This window comes from Streptomyces bambusae (genome assembly GCF_019400985.1).
Lineage (GTDB): Bacteria > Actinomycetota > Actinomycetes > Streptomycetales > Streptomycetaceae > Streptomyces > Streptomyces bambusae_A.
Window position 1 is genome coordinate 1 of sequence record NZ_WTFF01000040.1, and the last position, 14,710, is coordinate 14,710.

Consider the following 14,710-nt stretch of genomic DNA (forward strand, 5'->3'; position numbering starts at 1 on the left):
CCCGGCCGCAGCCCTCGCGCCGCCGCGCGCGCCCGCGCCACGCCCGGCCCCGCCCCGCCGGGCAGCCCTGGCGGATCCGCCTAGTGACATGAAGGGATTCAGTCCGTAGGCTGCTGAATATGGATATGCACACTGTCGTGGTCGGCACGGCCGGTACCACCGCCGAGGACGTCATCGCCGTGGCCCGCGGCAACGCGCGCGTCGAGCTGTCCGCAGAGGCGCTGGACGCACTCGCCCGCGCCCGCGAGATCGTCGATGCCCTCGCCGCCAAGCCCGAACCCGTCTACGGGGTCTCCACCGGCTTCGGCGCCCTGGCCACCCGGCACATCTCGCACGAGCTGCGCGCCCAGCTCCAGCGCAACATCGTCCGCTCGCACGCCGCCGGCATGGGCCCGCGCGTCGAGCGCGAGGTCGTCCGCGCCCTGATGTTCCTGCGGCTGAAGACCGTCGCCTCCGGCCACACCGGTGTGCGCCCCGAGGTCGCCCAGACCATGGCCGACGTGCTCAACGCCGGGATCACCCCCGTCGTCCACGAGTACGGCTCCCTCGGCTGCTCCGGCGACCTCGCCCCGCTCTCCCACTGCGCGCTCGCGCTCATGGGCGAGGGCGACGCCGAGGGCCCCGACGGCACCGTCCGCCCCGCCGGTGAGCTGCTCGCCGAGCACGGCATCGCCCCCGTCGAGCTGCGCGAGAAGGAGGGCCTGGCCCTCCTCAACGGCACCGACGGCATGCTCGGCATGCTGGTCATGGCCATCGCCGACCTCAAGCGCCTCTACACCTCCGCCGACATCACCGCCGCCCTCTCCCTGGAGGCGCTGCTCGGTACGGAGCGGGTGCTCGCCCCCGAGCTGCACGCCATCCGCCCGCACCCCGGCCAGGGCGCCTCCGCCGCCAACATGGCCGCCGTGCTCAAGGGCTCCGGCCTCACCGGGCACCACCAGGACGACTCCCCGCGCGTCCAGGACGCCTACTCGGTGCGCTGCGCCCCGCAGGTGGCCGGCGCCGGCCGCGACACCATCGCCCACGCCGAGCTCGTCGCTTCGCGCGAGCTGGCCTCCGCCGTCGACAACCCCGTCGTGCTGCCCGACGGCCGGGTCGAGTCCAACGGCAACTTCCACGGCGCGCCCGTCGCGTACGTCCTGGACTTCCTGGCCATCGCCGCCGCCGACCTCGGCTCCATCGCCGAGCGCCGCACCGACCGGCTGCTCGACAAGAACCGCAGCCACGGCCTGCCGCCGTTCCTCGCGGACGACGCCGGCGTCGACTCCGGCCTGATGATCGCCCAGTACACCCAGGCCGCGCTGGTCAGCGAGATGAAGCGGCTCGCCGTACCGGCCTCCGCCGACTCCATCCCGTCCTCCGCCATGCAGGAGGACCACGTCTCCATGGGCTGGTCGGCGGCCCGCAAGCTGCGTACCGCGGTCGACAACCTGACCCGGATCGTCGCCGTCGAGCTGTACGCCGCCACCCGCGCCATCGAGCTGCGCTCCGGGCTCGTCCCGGCGCCCGCCAGCCAGGCCGCCATCGAGGCGGCCCGGGCGGCCGGCGTACAGGGCCCGGGACCGGACCGCTTCCTCGCCCCCGACCTGGCGGCCGCCGACGCGTTCATCCGTACGGGTGCTCTCGTCAGCGCCGTGGAACCGGTCACCGGCCCGCTCGCCTGACCCGCGCAACGGCAAAGAGAAACGGAACCGGAATACCCGGCGAACCCCCGGCGAACACCAGGCGAAGGGCCGCACCCGGCAGGGGTGCGGCCCTTCGGCCGTACAGGGATGCGGGGGAGGGGGAGGGGCAGAGGGGAGGGGGAGCCGCTACAGGCCGCGTGCCCGGCGGGCCGAGAAGACCACGAAGCCGGCCCCGATCCCGAGGCAGACCGTGCCGCCGAGGACGTAAGGGCTGGTGTCCACACTGCCGGTCGCGGCGAGTGCGAGCTGCGTCCCGGTCGCCTGCGACGCCGTACCGTCGGCCGTCATCGCGACGGGCCCGGCGGGTGCGGCGGGCTCGGCGGGTGCGGCCGGCTCGGCGGGTGCGCCAGGCCCGGCGGGCCCGCCGGAACCGGAACCGGAAGAAGAACCGGAGGCAGGACCCGAAGCGGCCGTGGCGGGCGCGGGCGCGGTGGCGTTCGCCGAGGGGACGAACCAGAGGGCGGTGAGGAGGGTGGTCGCTCCGAGAGCGGTGAGCAGCGGTCGACGTGCGGACACGGTGCGATCCCCCTTGTGGCAGCAGCGAATTGGCCGTGTGCGCCGATGCTAATGAAAGGGGCGGGTCGCGGGAAAGTCAGGGGTGGTTCAGGCTTACTCTCCGTCGTATGGACACAGCTGAGACATCACGGTACGTACGGCTTCGGGTCGATTTGGTGCTGGAGGTCCAGGAGCCGGACGCACTCACCGGAGCCGCTCTGGAACGCATCGAGGCCGACGAGTTCATGCCGGAGGAGGAGCGCGTGCACGCCAAGGCCGCCGTACGCGACGACGACTCGGAGGCCCTCGCCTACCTCGTCGACCCCACCGACCTGGTCGCCGAGGTGCCCGGCGTCGAGCTGGCACAGGCCTCCTGGAGCACCGAGCCCATCGATCACGACCCCGAGTCCATGGAGTGGGACCTCGACGAGGAAGATGGGGTCTTCGAAGAAGAAGGCGACAGCGCCTGACCGTGGGGTTGACCACATCCGAACGGGATGTGGAACCGAATCGGCGCGTCAACGCGTTGTCAGGACAAGGCGGGGGGTCATGCCCCCTGCCGGCCCATGCCCGGGGCGGGATGCGACTCCGGGGTCTCGGCAACGATGGAGTGGCGTGTGAGGACGGACAGCAGGCGGCGGCACAGGGCCCTCGCGGTCGTGTCCGCCGTGCTCGGCGGCGTACTGGTGCTCTCGGGATGCGGCGGGGACGACGGGGACAAGCCGAAGGGCGACGGCAGCAAGTCCCAGGCGGACGTGGACGCCGCCGCGGCCAAGGACGCCTCCAAGGCCAAGATCACGGTCACCCCGAAGGACGGCGCCACCAACGTCGGCCTCAACGACTCGGCCACCGTGTCGGTCGCCGACGGCACCCTCACCAAGGTCGAGCTGAAGAGCGCCGAGGGCGGCGTGGCCACGGGCAAGATAGCCGCGGACGGCAAGAGCTGGAAGCCGGACGGCGCCCTCAAGCGCTCCACGAAGTACTCCCTGTCGGCGACCGCCAAGGACGAGTCGGGCCGTGAGGCCCACGAGAACACCTCCTTCACCACGGTCTCGCCGGAGAACAGCTTCATCGGCTCCTTCACCCCGGAGGACGGCTCCACCGTGGGCGTGGGCATGCCGGTGTCGGTCACGTTCAACAAGCCGATCAAGGACAAGAAGGCCGTCCAGTCCGCGATCAGCGTGACCTCCACCAGCGGCCAGGAGATCGTCGGGCACTGGTTCAGCGAGCAGCGCCTGGACTTCCGCCCGGAGAACTACTGGAACGCGAACTCCACGGTCACCATGACCATGAAGCTCGACGGAGTCCAGGGCGCCCCCGGCGTCGTCGGCGTCCAGAACAAGACCGTCACCTTCAAGGTCGGCCGCTCGCAGGTCTCCACGGTCGACGCCAAGACGAAGAAGATGACCGTCACCCGTGACGGACAGGTCATCAAGACCATCCCGATCTCCGCGGGCTCGCCCGAGAACCCGACGTACAACGGCCAGATGGTGATCTCCGAGAAGTTCAAGGAGACCCGGATGAACGGCGCCACCGTCGGCTTCACGGACAACGACGGCAAGGGCGAGTACGACATCAAGGACGTCCCGCACGCGATGCGGCTGTCCACCTCGGGCACCTTCATCCACGGCAACTACTGGGGCGCCGACTCGATCTTCGGCAGCGTCAACACCAGCCACGGCTGTGTCGGCCTGAACGACGTCAAGGGCGCCGGCGACCCGAACCAGCCCGCGGCGTGGTTCTTCGACAACTCGCTCCTGGGCGACGTCGTGACCGTCACCAACTCCCCGGACCGCACCATCAAGCCGGACAACGGCCTCAACGGCTGGAACATGAGCTGGGCGGACTGGAAGGCGGGCTCGGCGGCCTGACCGCCCGATCTCCGGACCGTCCGGACTGTCCGGACTGTCCGACGTGGCACTCGCGCACCGGCCGGCCCCTCCCTGGTGGAGGTGGCCGGCCGGCCGCGTTCTCAGGGCGTGCCCGCGCCGCTGCCCGCGCCCGTGCCCGTGCCGGCGTTCGTGTACGTATCCGCGCCCGTGCCCGCGTTCGTGTACGTACCTGTGTCCGCGGTTTCGTCCCGGCCGGCCACGGCACTCAGCACCGTGCGGGCCGCCCGGGCCCAGGTGACCCGCCCGGCCAGGAACTCGCGCAGCGCCGCCACCTGCCGGAAGGCGCCCTCCCGGTCCCGCAGCACCCGTTCCACCGCGCGCGCCCAGCGGTCGGTGTCCTTCTCGTCGTTGCCCGACATCGCCACCACGAACCGCGCCGCCGTCTCCCGGTCGAGGACCTCGCGCAGCAGGTCGGCCAGCCCGCTCTCCGAACTCACCAGCACCGGCACGCCCGCCATGACCGCCTCGACACCGACGAGGCCGAACCCCTCGGCCCGGGACGGTACGACGACCAGGCTGGCGCTGCTCAGATCGCGGGCGATGACCTCCTGGTCGGCGGAGTACGGCCGCACCACCACCTTCAGCCCGGTCTCCGCCGACAGCTCCGTCAGGCCCGACTGCTGCTCGTCGGCCGTCTCCACCGGGGCACCCCGCACGACCAGGGTCGGCGTCGGCAGCCCGTCGTCGTCGAGCCAGGCGGCGACCTGGCCGCACGCCGTCGCCGCCAGGTCCAGCCCCTTGAGCCGTTCGTCCTCGGCCCGCCCGAAGAGCAGCACCCGCAGCCGCCCGCCCGGAGGCGTACGCGGCCCGTCCGGGGCGGACCCGTCCAGGGCGTCGAAGCCCGGGTCCAGGCGCAGCGGGTCGAGCCCGCCGCCGGTGAACTCGGGCAGGAACTGGTCGTGCAGCCGCGGCCCGACGGCGACCACCCGGTACGCACTGCTGCCCAGTGCCCGCTCCAGCTCGGTCCGCTCCGCGGCCCGCACGGCGGCGCCCTGCTCCCGGTCGGGCTTGTACCACTCGATCTCGTCCGGAGCCATGTGCACGAAGTGCAGGCGGCGGGCCCGGGGGAAGAAGTCGTCGGCGAGCTTGCGGGCGGCCGGCCCGGTGATCCGGCTGTGCCCCACGACCAGGTCCGGCACCGTCCCCGGCGGCAGCTCCGGCCGCCCGCTCAGCCGCATGTCGTCCGACTCGCCGGGCCGGCGCGGCGCCGGCACCAGCGTGACGCCGACGGCGTCCGCCGCCGCGACCTCCTCGGCGGTGGCGGCGAGCACCAGGCAGAACACCCGGGCCCCGGCGGCGGCGAGGGCGGCGCACAGGTTCCGGTTGAAGGTACTCAGCCCGCCGTTCCCGGACGCCCACTCGGTGGCCACGCACAGCACGACGGGAGCGGGGGGCGCCGCAGGCGCGGGAGCCGGGGCGGCGGCCAGGACGGGGACGGGGACGGGGACGGGGACGGAAACGGCAACGGGAACGGGACCGGCAACGGCAGCGGGAACGGGACAGGCACCGGGAACGGCAACGGGACCGGCAGCGGCAGCGGCAACGGGACCGGCACCGGGACCGGCAGCGGCAAGGGGAGCACCAGGCAGGACGTGGTCCGCCGCACCCAGCAGGGCCTGTGCCTCCCGTACGGCCACCAGCACGTCCACCCCCTGCTGCTCCCGCAGGGTCACCGCCCCGGTGGCGGCGTCCACCACCGGCACGTGCAGGTACTCCACCTGGTGCTCGGGCAGCTGCAGCGCCGCCACGTCCTGCGCCGCCCACCCGAGACGGTCCAGCGCCTCCTCCCGGCGCCCCGTGAGCAGGCAGGCCATCGCCGCGTTGTACCGGCTGAGCGAGAGCTCCTTGGGATCGCCGGTCAGGGCGATCGCGCGCGAGGCCCAGTCCAGGGCCTCGTGCGGCCGGCCGCCGGCCAGGCACACGTACGCCAGGTCGTTGGCCTGCTCCCAGCCGGGGGCCAGCTCGAAGGACTCCCGCAGGTGCTGCTCGGCCACCGCGACGGCCCCGGCGCCGTACGCGGCGTACGCGGCCTCCAGGTGGTTGTCACCGAGCTCCTTGCGCACCTGCCCCGTCGCCCGCCGGAACCACTCCGTCGCCGGCCAGGTGTCCAGCGGCAACCGCACCCGCTCGGCCGTGAGTTCCCCGCCCAGCTCGGCGATCCGGGCGGCCGTCGCCCGGAAGGCCGGCGTGTCCACGGAGGCGTCGGCCGTGTCCGGCGCGTACAGCCAGCGTTCCACCGACTGCCCGGCGAAGGTCAGGGTGACGGTGGTCAGGTCGAGCGCGCGCGGCTGGCCCGACCGCAGCACCGCCGCGTGCAGGAAGTTGATGTGCGGAGCGCAGTCCGGCCCCTCCTCGGGCAGCCCCCGCAGGGCCCGCACCGCCTGCGCGAGATGGCCGGGGCCCACCCCGTGGCAGCAGGTCGGGAAGACCCGCAGCGGTTCCTGCGCGAAGTCGTCGAGCAGCGCGAGCAGCCGGTTGACGAAGAGCGCGCGGGTCGTACCGCGGCCGGCCAGCTGCGGGTGGGCGCCGTCGCCCAACTGGCCCACCGTCCACAGCCGTACGTACATCTCGTCGAACAGCTCGGTCTCCATCGCGAACCGGACGACGTCCCCCTCGGCGAGGATCCCGTCCGCCACCAGGGAGTCGCGGCAGCGGTCGTACTCGGCGCGGGTGATCTCCGGCGAGCGGGTCATGCAGTACGCGAACCAGGCGTCGTCGGCCGTGGCGTGGCCCAGGGCGGAGGCCAGCACGTTGAACGCGATCAGGTCGGTGCGCTCCATCGCCCGCACCGTGCGGATCAGCGGGCGGTCGGCGAGGTCGCGGCCCGACTCCAGGCGCGAGCGGATCCCGTCGAGGACCTCCGAGGTGAGCAGCATGCCGGGGGTCTCGCCCCGCTGCCAGCGGGCGAACATCTCGTGGCAGAACAGCTGGATCTCGTACGGGTTGCCGTCCGTGAGGTACATCAGGGCCTCGACCCCGCCGTTCTCGTCGACGAACTGCAGCCCGAGCGGCTGCAGGGGCCGTAAGACGCAGTCGCGGACGTCCTCCACCTCGACGAACCGCTTGACCTCGATCTCCTTGAACTGCCGCAGGATCGGCGAGTGCACGTCCGTGATCCGGCCGATCAGCTCGGAGGTCCCGGCGAGGACGAGCACCAGCCCGTCGACGCGCGAGGTCAGGAACCGCAGCACCGACAGCACCCGTACGTCGTCCGCGATCAGCTGCGCCTCGTCCACGAGCAGCACCAGCGGCTTGCCCAACCGGCCGACGAAGGACGCGAGATCGGCCCGCAGCGCCGCCTCCGGCACCCGGTCCCCGGCCAGCGCGACCGCCTCGGGGAACTCCCCCAGGGCCCCGTCGCCCCGGGCCGGCGCCCCGGCCATCACCCGGCGTACGTCGGCCACGTCGAGCGGTACGCCGGCCGCGGCGACGGCCACGGCCAGCTCCTCGTACACCTTCCGGAAGAAGGCCGCCGGCGCCCCGTCGCCCTCGACCAGCTCCACCCGTACGGACACGTACCCGCGCTCGCGGGCCAGCCACTCGGCGGCGTTGAGCAGGCTGGTCTTGCCCGCCATCCGCTGCCCGTGCAGCACGACGCAGACGGACGGCCGGTCGACGGCAGCCTGGTCCAGCTCGTACCGGATGGCCGCCACTTCCCCACCCCGCCCGGCGAACACGGCGGCGTCCCGCACGGGGTTCCGGTAGTCGTACGGATTACGCACTTCGGAGATGTCCACACTCCCCCTCCCGACACGCCGATCGTACGGGGCGCGTGGGGGCGGCGGGGGCGGCCGGGGGCGCGGGCACCGCTGTCCCGCTCGCGGTGTGTCCGGGTGCCTCGCAGCGCCTCTGTGACCTGCTCGACGTGAGCAGCGGGGATCGAGCCCCGGTCGGAATCGAGGATGCGCTGGGATGCACGCGGCGGCTACAACGGCAGCATGACCGTCTTCCTGTGTGCCAAGTGCGGCGGCAGTCTCACGCCGGACCTGACGCCGCTGCCCGCCGTTCCCCCAGCGCCCGACGACGAAGAACGGGACAAGGAGAGTCGGCGGGCGCCGGCCACGATGCCGCAGGGGCACTACGCGATCGAGACCGAACCATGGGGTGCCCCGTACGTGCCCCATCCGGACCAGGAGGAGGGCGGGCCTGCGCAGCCGCGTGGCCTCTGGAGAATCGACGAAGGGGTGGCCATGATCTCTGCCGGGCCGCGCAACGACATCGTGATCCACCCCGACGACGCGCCCGGCCTCCAGCCGCTGCCGGACGGGGAGAACAGCGACGGATGCTGCGGACCGTCCGGAGACAGCGGGCTCAACCGTGCCTGTCCTTGTGGTGCCCGAGTGGCCACGCTCGCCGCAGCCTGCTTCGGCCCGTACGAGCTCCACTTGGACGCGAAGCGGGTCTACGGCCACGACTCGGTCTGATCGCTACCCGTCAGAACCCCGAGGCGTGTGCGGACCGCCATGCGGAGTGCCGCGCGCACAACCGGTCCCGTTCCCACGGCAGCACCGGCCCGGCAGGTCTGTGGGCCTGCCGGAGCCGGTCAGCTGCTCGCGCTCCGGGTCGGGGAGCAGGCCGCCACTCACGCCCCAGGAGCCTCGGCGATGCCGATCGGGCAGGAGACGCCCGTCCCGCCGATGCCGCAGTAGCCCGCCGGGTTCTTGTCGAGGTACTGCTGGTTGCCACTTTTCTTTGCGTAGAATTACTGACTCTTCGTAAAGGGGTGGGAAGTGAACGAAGCGACACCGGTGATCCCGGTTGTCTCGTACGCGCGTATCTCCGCCGACACAGCCAGGGACGGCCACGGCGTCGAGGATCAGCACAAGGTCAACGGCGAGACGGCGGCCCGTCTCGGCTGGACGATCGTGCACCGCTATACCGACAACGACCTGTCGGCGGCCAAGGCGGCGGTGGTGCGCCCGGACTTCGAGGCCATGGTGAAGGCGCTCAAGTCGGGGCACATGCCGGACGGCCAGCCGGTGCGCGGCGTCATCGTGGTCGCGGACGATCGGCTCACGCGCAGGGCGGGCGACTACGAGCGGTTCGTGGACGCGCTCACGTACGAGGAAGGGCGCGTCTACGCCGACGCCAAGGGGTCGAAGAACCTCTACAGCGAGGACGTGGAGTCCATGGGCCTCTTCGGCGTCGTCATCTCCAAGATGGAGGTGCGCAAGATGCAGCGGCGTGCACGCCGCTCGCACCGTGCCCGTGCCGAGCTGGGCATCCCGGTAGGCGGAAAGCGCCCCTTCGGCTGGAAGGATGACAAGCTCACGCTGGAGCCCGAGGAAGCGGCGTGGCTGGCGAAGGGCGCCCGTGAGGTGATCGCGGGCAAGTCCCTGCACTCGATCCTCCGGGAGTGGCGGGAGGCCGGCGTCCGCACGATCAACGACAAGGAGTGGGCGAGTCGATCCCTCAAGCTCGCGCTGTGGAACCCGCGGCTGTGCGGTTGGCGGAAGCACAACGGAGAGCTGGTGCGCGATGCCAACGGTGTGCCGGTTGTGGGCCGCTGGGAGCCGATCATCACCCCGAGGGAGTGGATGGCCGTCGATGCCGTCTTCTCAGCTCGCCTCGGTCCCAACGTGAAGTCCGACGGAACGGTTACGGACTATCGCACCCCGTCGTACCTGCTGACCGGAATCCTCCGATGCGGAAAGCCCGGTGCGGACGGTCAGATCTGCAACTCGCCCCTCCGCGCGAACGTGCGGCCGGATCTCTCCGGTGGCTACCTCTACCAGTGCCCCAGCAAGGAAATGGGCGGCTGCGGTGGCACGGGACGCAATGGTGCCAAGATTGACGAATTCATCACGGAGGCAGTTCTGGCGAAGCTGGAGGAACGGGCAGCCAGGACGGCGCATGTGGACGAGAAATGGGCAGGGGAAGACGAACTGGACCGCTTGACGCGCAAGCAGCGCAAGCTGCTCCAGGCTTGGCAGGAGGACCAGATCTCGGATGAGTTGTTCTTCCCTGAGAACCAGAGGATGGAATCTCGGGTCAAGGAACTACGTGCGGACCGTACGCGCCACGTTCTCAACCAGCAGCGTGCAGCCGAGGTCACCGGCGACGTGCGCGAGCGCTGGACCTCCGGCAGGCTGGACCTGGCACGGAAGCGCGCCCTGATCAGGGAAGCACTGCACGCGGTGATCGTCCTGCCGGTGGGCGGCGGAGGCCGACGCCCGTTCAACCCTGACCTGCTGGTCCCGAAATGGCGCGACTGACGGCGAGCTGAAACGGAAAGGGGCACGGTCATCCGGCTGGTGCCCCTTCGTTCGTGTTGCGGGTGCCGGCCCGCGCAACGACATCGTGATCCACCCCGACGACGCGCCCGACCTCTAGCCGCTGCCGGACTGGGAGAACAGCGGCGGATGCTGTGGCCCGTCCGGAGACAGCGGACTCAACCGTGCCTGTCCTTGTGGCGCCCCGGTGGCCACGCTTGCCGCTGATTGTTACGGCCCCTACGAGCTGCACCTCGGCGCGTTGCGTGTCTATGCATTTGACCAAGGCTGATCGAGTGACCGCTCGAAGGTCGCGCGCCTATGCTCCCTGCATGACTGACAGAGGACCCTCACCTGAGTGGTGGAACGCCCAACTCCCGCCGGAACGACGGGCGATCGGAATAGTTCAGCAGGCCATCGGCCAGATCGACGGGCTGGTGGACTACGTCACAGGCAGGCAGCCGATCGAGCCGCGCGCGGTTGAGATTGCCTGTATCGAGTCCTTCATGGTCAACGTACGACTGGTGGCCGACTTCTTGATCAAGGGGCGAGAGCCGAAAGATCTCCGTGCTGTAGATCTCGTACCGGGATGGAAGGTAGACACCGAAGCCGGGAAGCGCCTCGGTGAATGGTGGGATCTGGCAAGCAAGCACGTCATGCACCTGAGCAAGAAGCGCATTCCCGAAGACATCGGGACGATCCAGCCACTCACCGAAGCCGAGCAGCGACAGATGGCTGCCGACTGCCGTGAGGTGTACGAGTCCTTCCTGGCCCAGTACAGCGCAGTTCATTGAGGGCTGCACCGGGCCCGCGGGTCACTCTTCGCCAGGAGCCTCGGCGATGCCGATCGGGCAGGCTACGCCCGTCCCGCCGATGCCGCAGTAGCCGTTGATGTTCCGGTCGAGGTACTGCTGGTGGTACGGCTCCGCGGGCCAGAAGGGGCGGTCGGCGGCCGGGAGGACCGCCGTGGTGATCGCGCCGTGGCCCGAAGCGGTCAGTACGCGCTGGTACGCCTCGCGGGAGGCCTCGGCGGTCGCCTGCTGGGCGGGGGAGTGGGTGTAGAGGGCCGAGCGGTACTGGGTGCCGACGTCGTTGCCCTGGCGGAAGCCCTGGGTCGGGTCGTGGGCCTCCCAGAAGACCTTCAGCAGGGCTTCGTACGAGACCTGCGCCGGGTCGTGGACCACGCGGACGACCTCGGTGTGCCCGGTCAGGCCGGAGCACACCTCCTCGTACGTCGGGTTCTCCGTGAAGCCGCCCTGGTAGCCGACCAGCGTGGTCCACACGCCCGGGGTCTGCCAGAACTTCCGCTCGGCACCCCAGAAGCACCCCAGACCGAAGTCGGCGACCTCCAGGCCCTCCGGGTACGGGCCGGACAGCGGGTTGCCCAGGACCGTATGGCGGCCGGGAAGGGTGAACAGGGGGTCGGGGCGGCCCTTCAGAGCCTGCTCGCGGGTGGGGAGCTCGGGCGTACGGCGGTACGTGAACATGGATGGCGCCTCCTCGCTGGTCACAACAGCGGGGGAGGGGCGGGGATTCCCCGGAGGGGGCAGGCTGTGTGGGGCGGGCCCGGGGCCCGCCCCACCTGCGACGGGCCGCGTGGGCTGCGGCTACGCCTGCGTCACCTGGCGCACCGTGTAGTCGCGTGCCTTGGTGTACCGGCTGCGCGGGTTGCCCGAGTAGGACCACGGGACCGCCCCGATGCAGCCGTCGACCGCCCGGAAATGCTCCAGCGCCTCCTCGTAGCGGTCCTGCCAGTACAGGATCCACGCCAGCATGTGCCGCAGCCGCACCGCCCGCGGGTCGGCGGGGTCGGCCGCCGCCAGGTCCGCCAGGGCGGCGTCGGCCGCGGCCACGATGTGCGGCTCCTTGTAGTAGACGTCCGGGTCGAGGTCGCTCTCGTACGTCTCCCGCTCGAAGTACGCCGTCAGGGGCAGCAGCGTCAGCAGGTCGCCCGGCGCGCCGGAGGCCGCCGACTTCGCGGCGAAGGACTCGGCCTCCTCGTGCGAGCCGCGCCACTTGCGGCACCAGTACTGCAGGGCGTTGGTGTGCGCCGCCACCACCTTCGGCCCGCGCGTGACGATCTGCTCCCACAGCTGTGCGTACCGCTCGTGGGAATAGCCCAGAGCCATCGCGATCGGCTGCTCCAGCATGTACGGCACCGGGTCGGCGGGGCCGGCGAGCCGCTGCGCCTCGTGCACGGCCTCCTGGGCCGAGCCGAGCAGCTGGTGGAAGACCCGGAACTGCTCGTCGGTCGTGTACTTCGCCGACTTCGACCCGCGTACGTTCCATGCCACGAGCACCGAGGCGTCGGCGTGGACCGCGGCGGCGGTGGCGTCCTGCGGCCGGGCCGCGCGCCAGGCCAGCAGCCAGGCGTCGTCCTCGGCGGCCGGCTCCGCCAGCGTCCGGATCCGGTGGTCGCGCTCGTCCCAGTCCTGCCCGGCGGCCTCGATCCAGGCCGCGCCGGCCGCCCAGTCGCCCGCCGTGACCGCCGCGACGGCGGCGGTCTCCTCGGCGGGGACCGGCGCCCGGTGCTCGGTGTCCAGGTCATCGGCCGCCACGAAGCCCTGCGCGACGACCGCCCGCGCCTGCTCGGCCTCGATCTCGGCCCGCCGGGCCCGGCTGGCCGCGGCCTCGGCGTTGAGCCGGTCCGCCTCCGCGTTCAGGCGCTTGGCCTTGCGGAGGTAGTACACCCCGCGCAGGACCCAGATGGCGCCCGCGGCCAGCGGCACGCCCAGGATGATCAACCACGTCATGATGCGAGCACCAGCTTCCGGAGGGGAGTCGTGTCGGGCAGGTCGGCGACGGCCGCGTCGATGGCGAGGGCCAGCTGGTCCTCGTAGCCGTCGCCCGGGTAGCGCAGCGAGGCCTCGTCGGACCACGACAGCTGCCAGCGGGCGGTGCCGGCGGCCGTCAGCTCGACGACGACCAGCTGCTTCAGCGCGCGCCGGACGACCGGGCGGGCGAACTCGCGGGCGGCCCGCCCGCTGGCGGCAGCGGCCTCGTCGGACTTCGGGAAGCGGCCGGCGAGGCGCCAGAGGGCGGCGGGGTCGGCTTCGACGAGGTCGAGGAGGTGGACGAGGGTGCCGGTCCCCGGGGTCATGTGCGCGGAGCTTCCCGTGGTCGCGGCGACCTCCGCGGCCACCGCCTCGCGGATGGGTCCGGCGCCCTGGCCGACGTACTGCGTCATCGAGCGGTGGACCAGCTCGTCCCAGTCGGCGCGCGGCAGGGCCAGCGCCTCCTCGCTCAGGAACTCCCGCTCCAGCGCGGCGAGGGCGTCGGCGGGGGCGGAGAGGAGGTCCAGGGCGGGGCCGGGCCGGGTGCCATCGGCGTAGCCGCTTCCCCGCCCGTCGTCCGGCAGGGCCTCGATGCGGGCCACCCGGTCGGCGATCGGCGGGTGCGAGTCGTACGGGGAGGCGGGGTCGGTCGGCAGGTCGGTGCGCAGCTCGTCGAGGTCGGCCGAGCGGGCGGGCAGGAGGTGGACGAAGCCGCCGTAGAACTGTCCCTGCGGCGGCAGCAGCCGGGCGCCGAGGCCGAGGGTGGCGTAGGACTCCATGTAGAAGCCGTACGCCGCGGACAGGGCGGGCAGCTCGCGCAGCGCGGAGGCGTACGCGTCGCGGCCGGCGATCCGCGCGGCGGCCAGGTCGGCTGCGTACTCCTGGCGGCGGAAGCCGGAGAGGGTGGCGCGCAGGAACAGCCCGGCGTACCAGGTGTAGATCTTCGCCATCGCCCGGTACGTGGCACCGGCGCCGGACGCGGAGACCTCGCCCGCCTTCTTGCCCTTGGCCAGCCGCTTCGCGGCGGCCTTCTCCTGCCTGGCCAGTTCCTTGGCCGCGGTCTTGTCGGCGCGCGCGTGGAAGTGGGCGACGGTCCGCTCGATCTGCGCCTTGCCGCGGACGATCAGCGGGGTGAAGCGGGTGTCGGAGTGGCTGTAGTGGCCGAGTTCGTGGGCGAGGACCGCGCGCAGCTGCATCTCGTCCAGGCCGCTCATCAGGGGCAGGCCGAGAGTGAGGGTGCGGCGGCCGCCCACCAGGCCGCCGAAGCGGGCCTGTTCGCTGACGGACGCGTTGACCTCGTCGGTCAGCACGATCTCGTCGGGGGCGCGGGTGTCGACCTGCTCGGCGAGCTCGCGCACGATCTGCCAGAGGCGGGGCTCCTGCTCCGGGGTGACGCGGATGCCGGGATGCGGCTCGTCCTTGGGGGTGCGGAGCATGAACATGCCGCGCACGATCGGTACGGCGAGCAGCACGCTCACGACGACGATCTTGGCGGCCACCGGGCCGCCGTCGGTCAAGCCGATGAGGGCGAGGTCGATGCCGGCCAGGGCGGCCAGCAGCAACAGGCCCAGGAGATAGAAACCGGCGAGCAGGACGAGTGCTCGCACGGCGCGCAGAGTTGCGCCCATCGGGACAGATCCCCCCCAGGGATG

11 protein-coding genes and 1 pseudogene are annotated in these 14,710 nt (G+C 71.9%); 6 read left to right on the top strand and 6 right to left on the bottom strand.

Features of this window, described 5'->3' with window-relative positions; translation table 11 throughout:
* Positions 1-125 precede the first annotated feature (125 nt).
* The gene (gene hutH / locus GPJ59_RS08735) at positions 126-1,664 is read left to right on the top strand and encodes a histidine ammonia-lyase (protein ID WP_219665920.1); all 1,539 of its coding nucleotides are present in this window, start codon (positions 126-128) and stop codon (positions 1,662-1,664) included.
* 147 nt (positions 1,665-1,811) lie between these two features.
* Here hutH and GPJ59_RS08740 read toward each other — a convergent pair whose 3' ends face one another.
* Complete coding sequence (locus tag GPJ59_RS08740) at positions 1,812-2,201, bottom strand: hypothetical protein (protein WP_219665896.1); 390 nt, start codon at positions 2,199-2,201, stop codon at positions 1,812-1,814.
* A gap of 107 nt (positions 2,202-2,308) precedes the next feature.
* Between GPJ59_RS08740 and GPJ59_RS08745 the strand changes: the two genes are divergently transcribed.
* Together GPJ59_RS08745 and GPJ59_RS08750 are read left to right on the top strand one after the other, a co-directional pair.
* Positions 2,309-2,650, top strand: a complete 342-nt coding sequence (locus GPJ59_RS08745; RefSeq protein WP_219665897.1) for a hypothetical protein — start codon at positions 2,309-2,311, stop codon at positions 2,648-2,650.
* 135 nt (positions 2,651-2,785) lie between these two features.
* Entirely contained in the window at positions 2,786-4,051 is a 1,266-nt protein-coding gene (locus GPJ59_RS08750) for a L,D-transpeptidase (RefSeq protein ID WP_219665898.1), read from the top strand.
* A 101-nt stretch (positions 4,052-4,152) separates the two neighbouring features.
* Here GPJ59_RS08750 and GPJ59_RS08755 read toward each other — a convergent pair whose 3' ends face one another.
* Positions 4,153-7,809 carry a glycosyltransferase gene (locus tag GPJ59_RS08755; protein ID WP_219665899.1) on the bottom strand — a complete coding sequence of 1,219 codons (3,657 nt, stop codon included), beginning with the start codon at positions 7,807-7,809 and terminating at the stop codon, positions 4,153-4,155.
* 201 nt (positions 7,810-8,010) lie between these two features.
* Between GPJ59_RS08755 and GPJ59_RS08760 the strand changes: the two genes are divergently transcribed.
* Complete coding sequence (locus tag GPJ59_RS08760) at positions 8,011-8,496, top strand: hypothetical protein (RefSeq protein WP_219665900.1); 486 nt, start codon at positions 8,011-8,013, stop codon at positions 8,494-8,496.
* A gap of 158 nt (positions 8,497-8,654) precedes the next feature.
* On the opposite strand, the pseudogene GPJ59_RS37250 reads toward GPJ59_RS08760, so the two are convergent.
* Positions 8,655-8,753 (bottom strand): annotated as a pseudogene (locus GPJ59_RS37250) (peptide-methionine (S)-S-oxide reductase MsrA); the annotation flags it as partial.
* Between the two features lie 49 nt (positions 8,754-8,802).
* On the opposite strand from GPJ59_RS37250, the gene GPJ59_RS38430 reads away from it, so the two are divergent.
* On the top strand, positions 8,803-10,287 hold the full coding sequence (locus GPJ59_RS38430) for a recombinase family protein (protein ID WP_219665901.1): 1,485 nt from the start codon (positions 8,803-8,805) through the stop codon (positions 10,285-10,287).
* Between the two features lie 329 nt (positions 10,288-10,616).
* Complete coding sequence (locus GPJ59_RS08770) at positions 10,617-11,078, top strand: hypothetical protein (protein WP_219665902.1); 462 nt, start codon at positions 10,617-10,619, stop codon at positions 11,076-11,078.
* 21 nt (positions 11,079-11,099) lie between these two features.
* Here the strand turns inward: GPJ59_RS08770 and msrA are convergent, their stop codons facing one another.
* From msrA to GPJ59_RS08785, 3 genes are all read right to left on the bottom strand, one after another.
* Positions 11,100-11,771, bottom strand: coding sequence for a peptide-methionine (S)-S-oxide reductase MsrA (gene msrA / locus GPJ59_RS08775; RefSeq protein ID WP_219665903.1), 672 nt, complete (start codon positions 11,769-11,771; stop codon positions 11,100-11,102).
* A 120-nt stretch (positions 11,772-11,891) separates the two neighbouring features.
* Positions 11,892-13,037, bottom strand: a complete 1,146-nt coding sequence (locus tag GPJ59_RS08780) for a hypothetical protein (protein ID WP_219665904.1) — start codon at positions 13,035-13,037, stop codon at positions 11,892-11,894.
* The gene (locus GPJ59_RS08785) at positions 13,034-14,686 is read right to left on the bottom strand and encodes a M48 family metalloprotease (RefSeq protein ID WP_219665905.1); all 1,653 of its coding nucleotides are present in this window, start codon (positions 14,684-14,686) and stop codon (positions 13,034-13,036) included. Before GPJ59_RS08785 ends, GPJ59_RS08780 begins: the two co-directional genes overlap by 4 nt.
* Between the last annotated feature and the right edge of the window lie 24 nt (positions 14,687-14,710).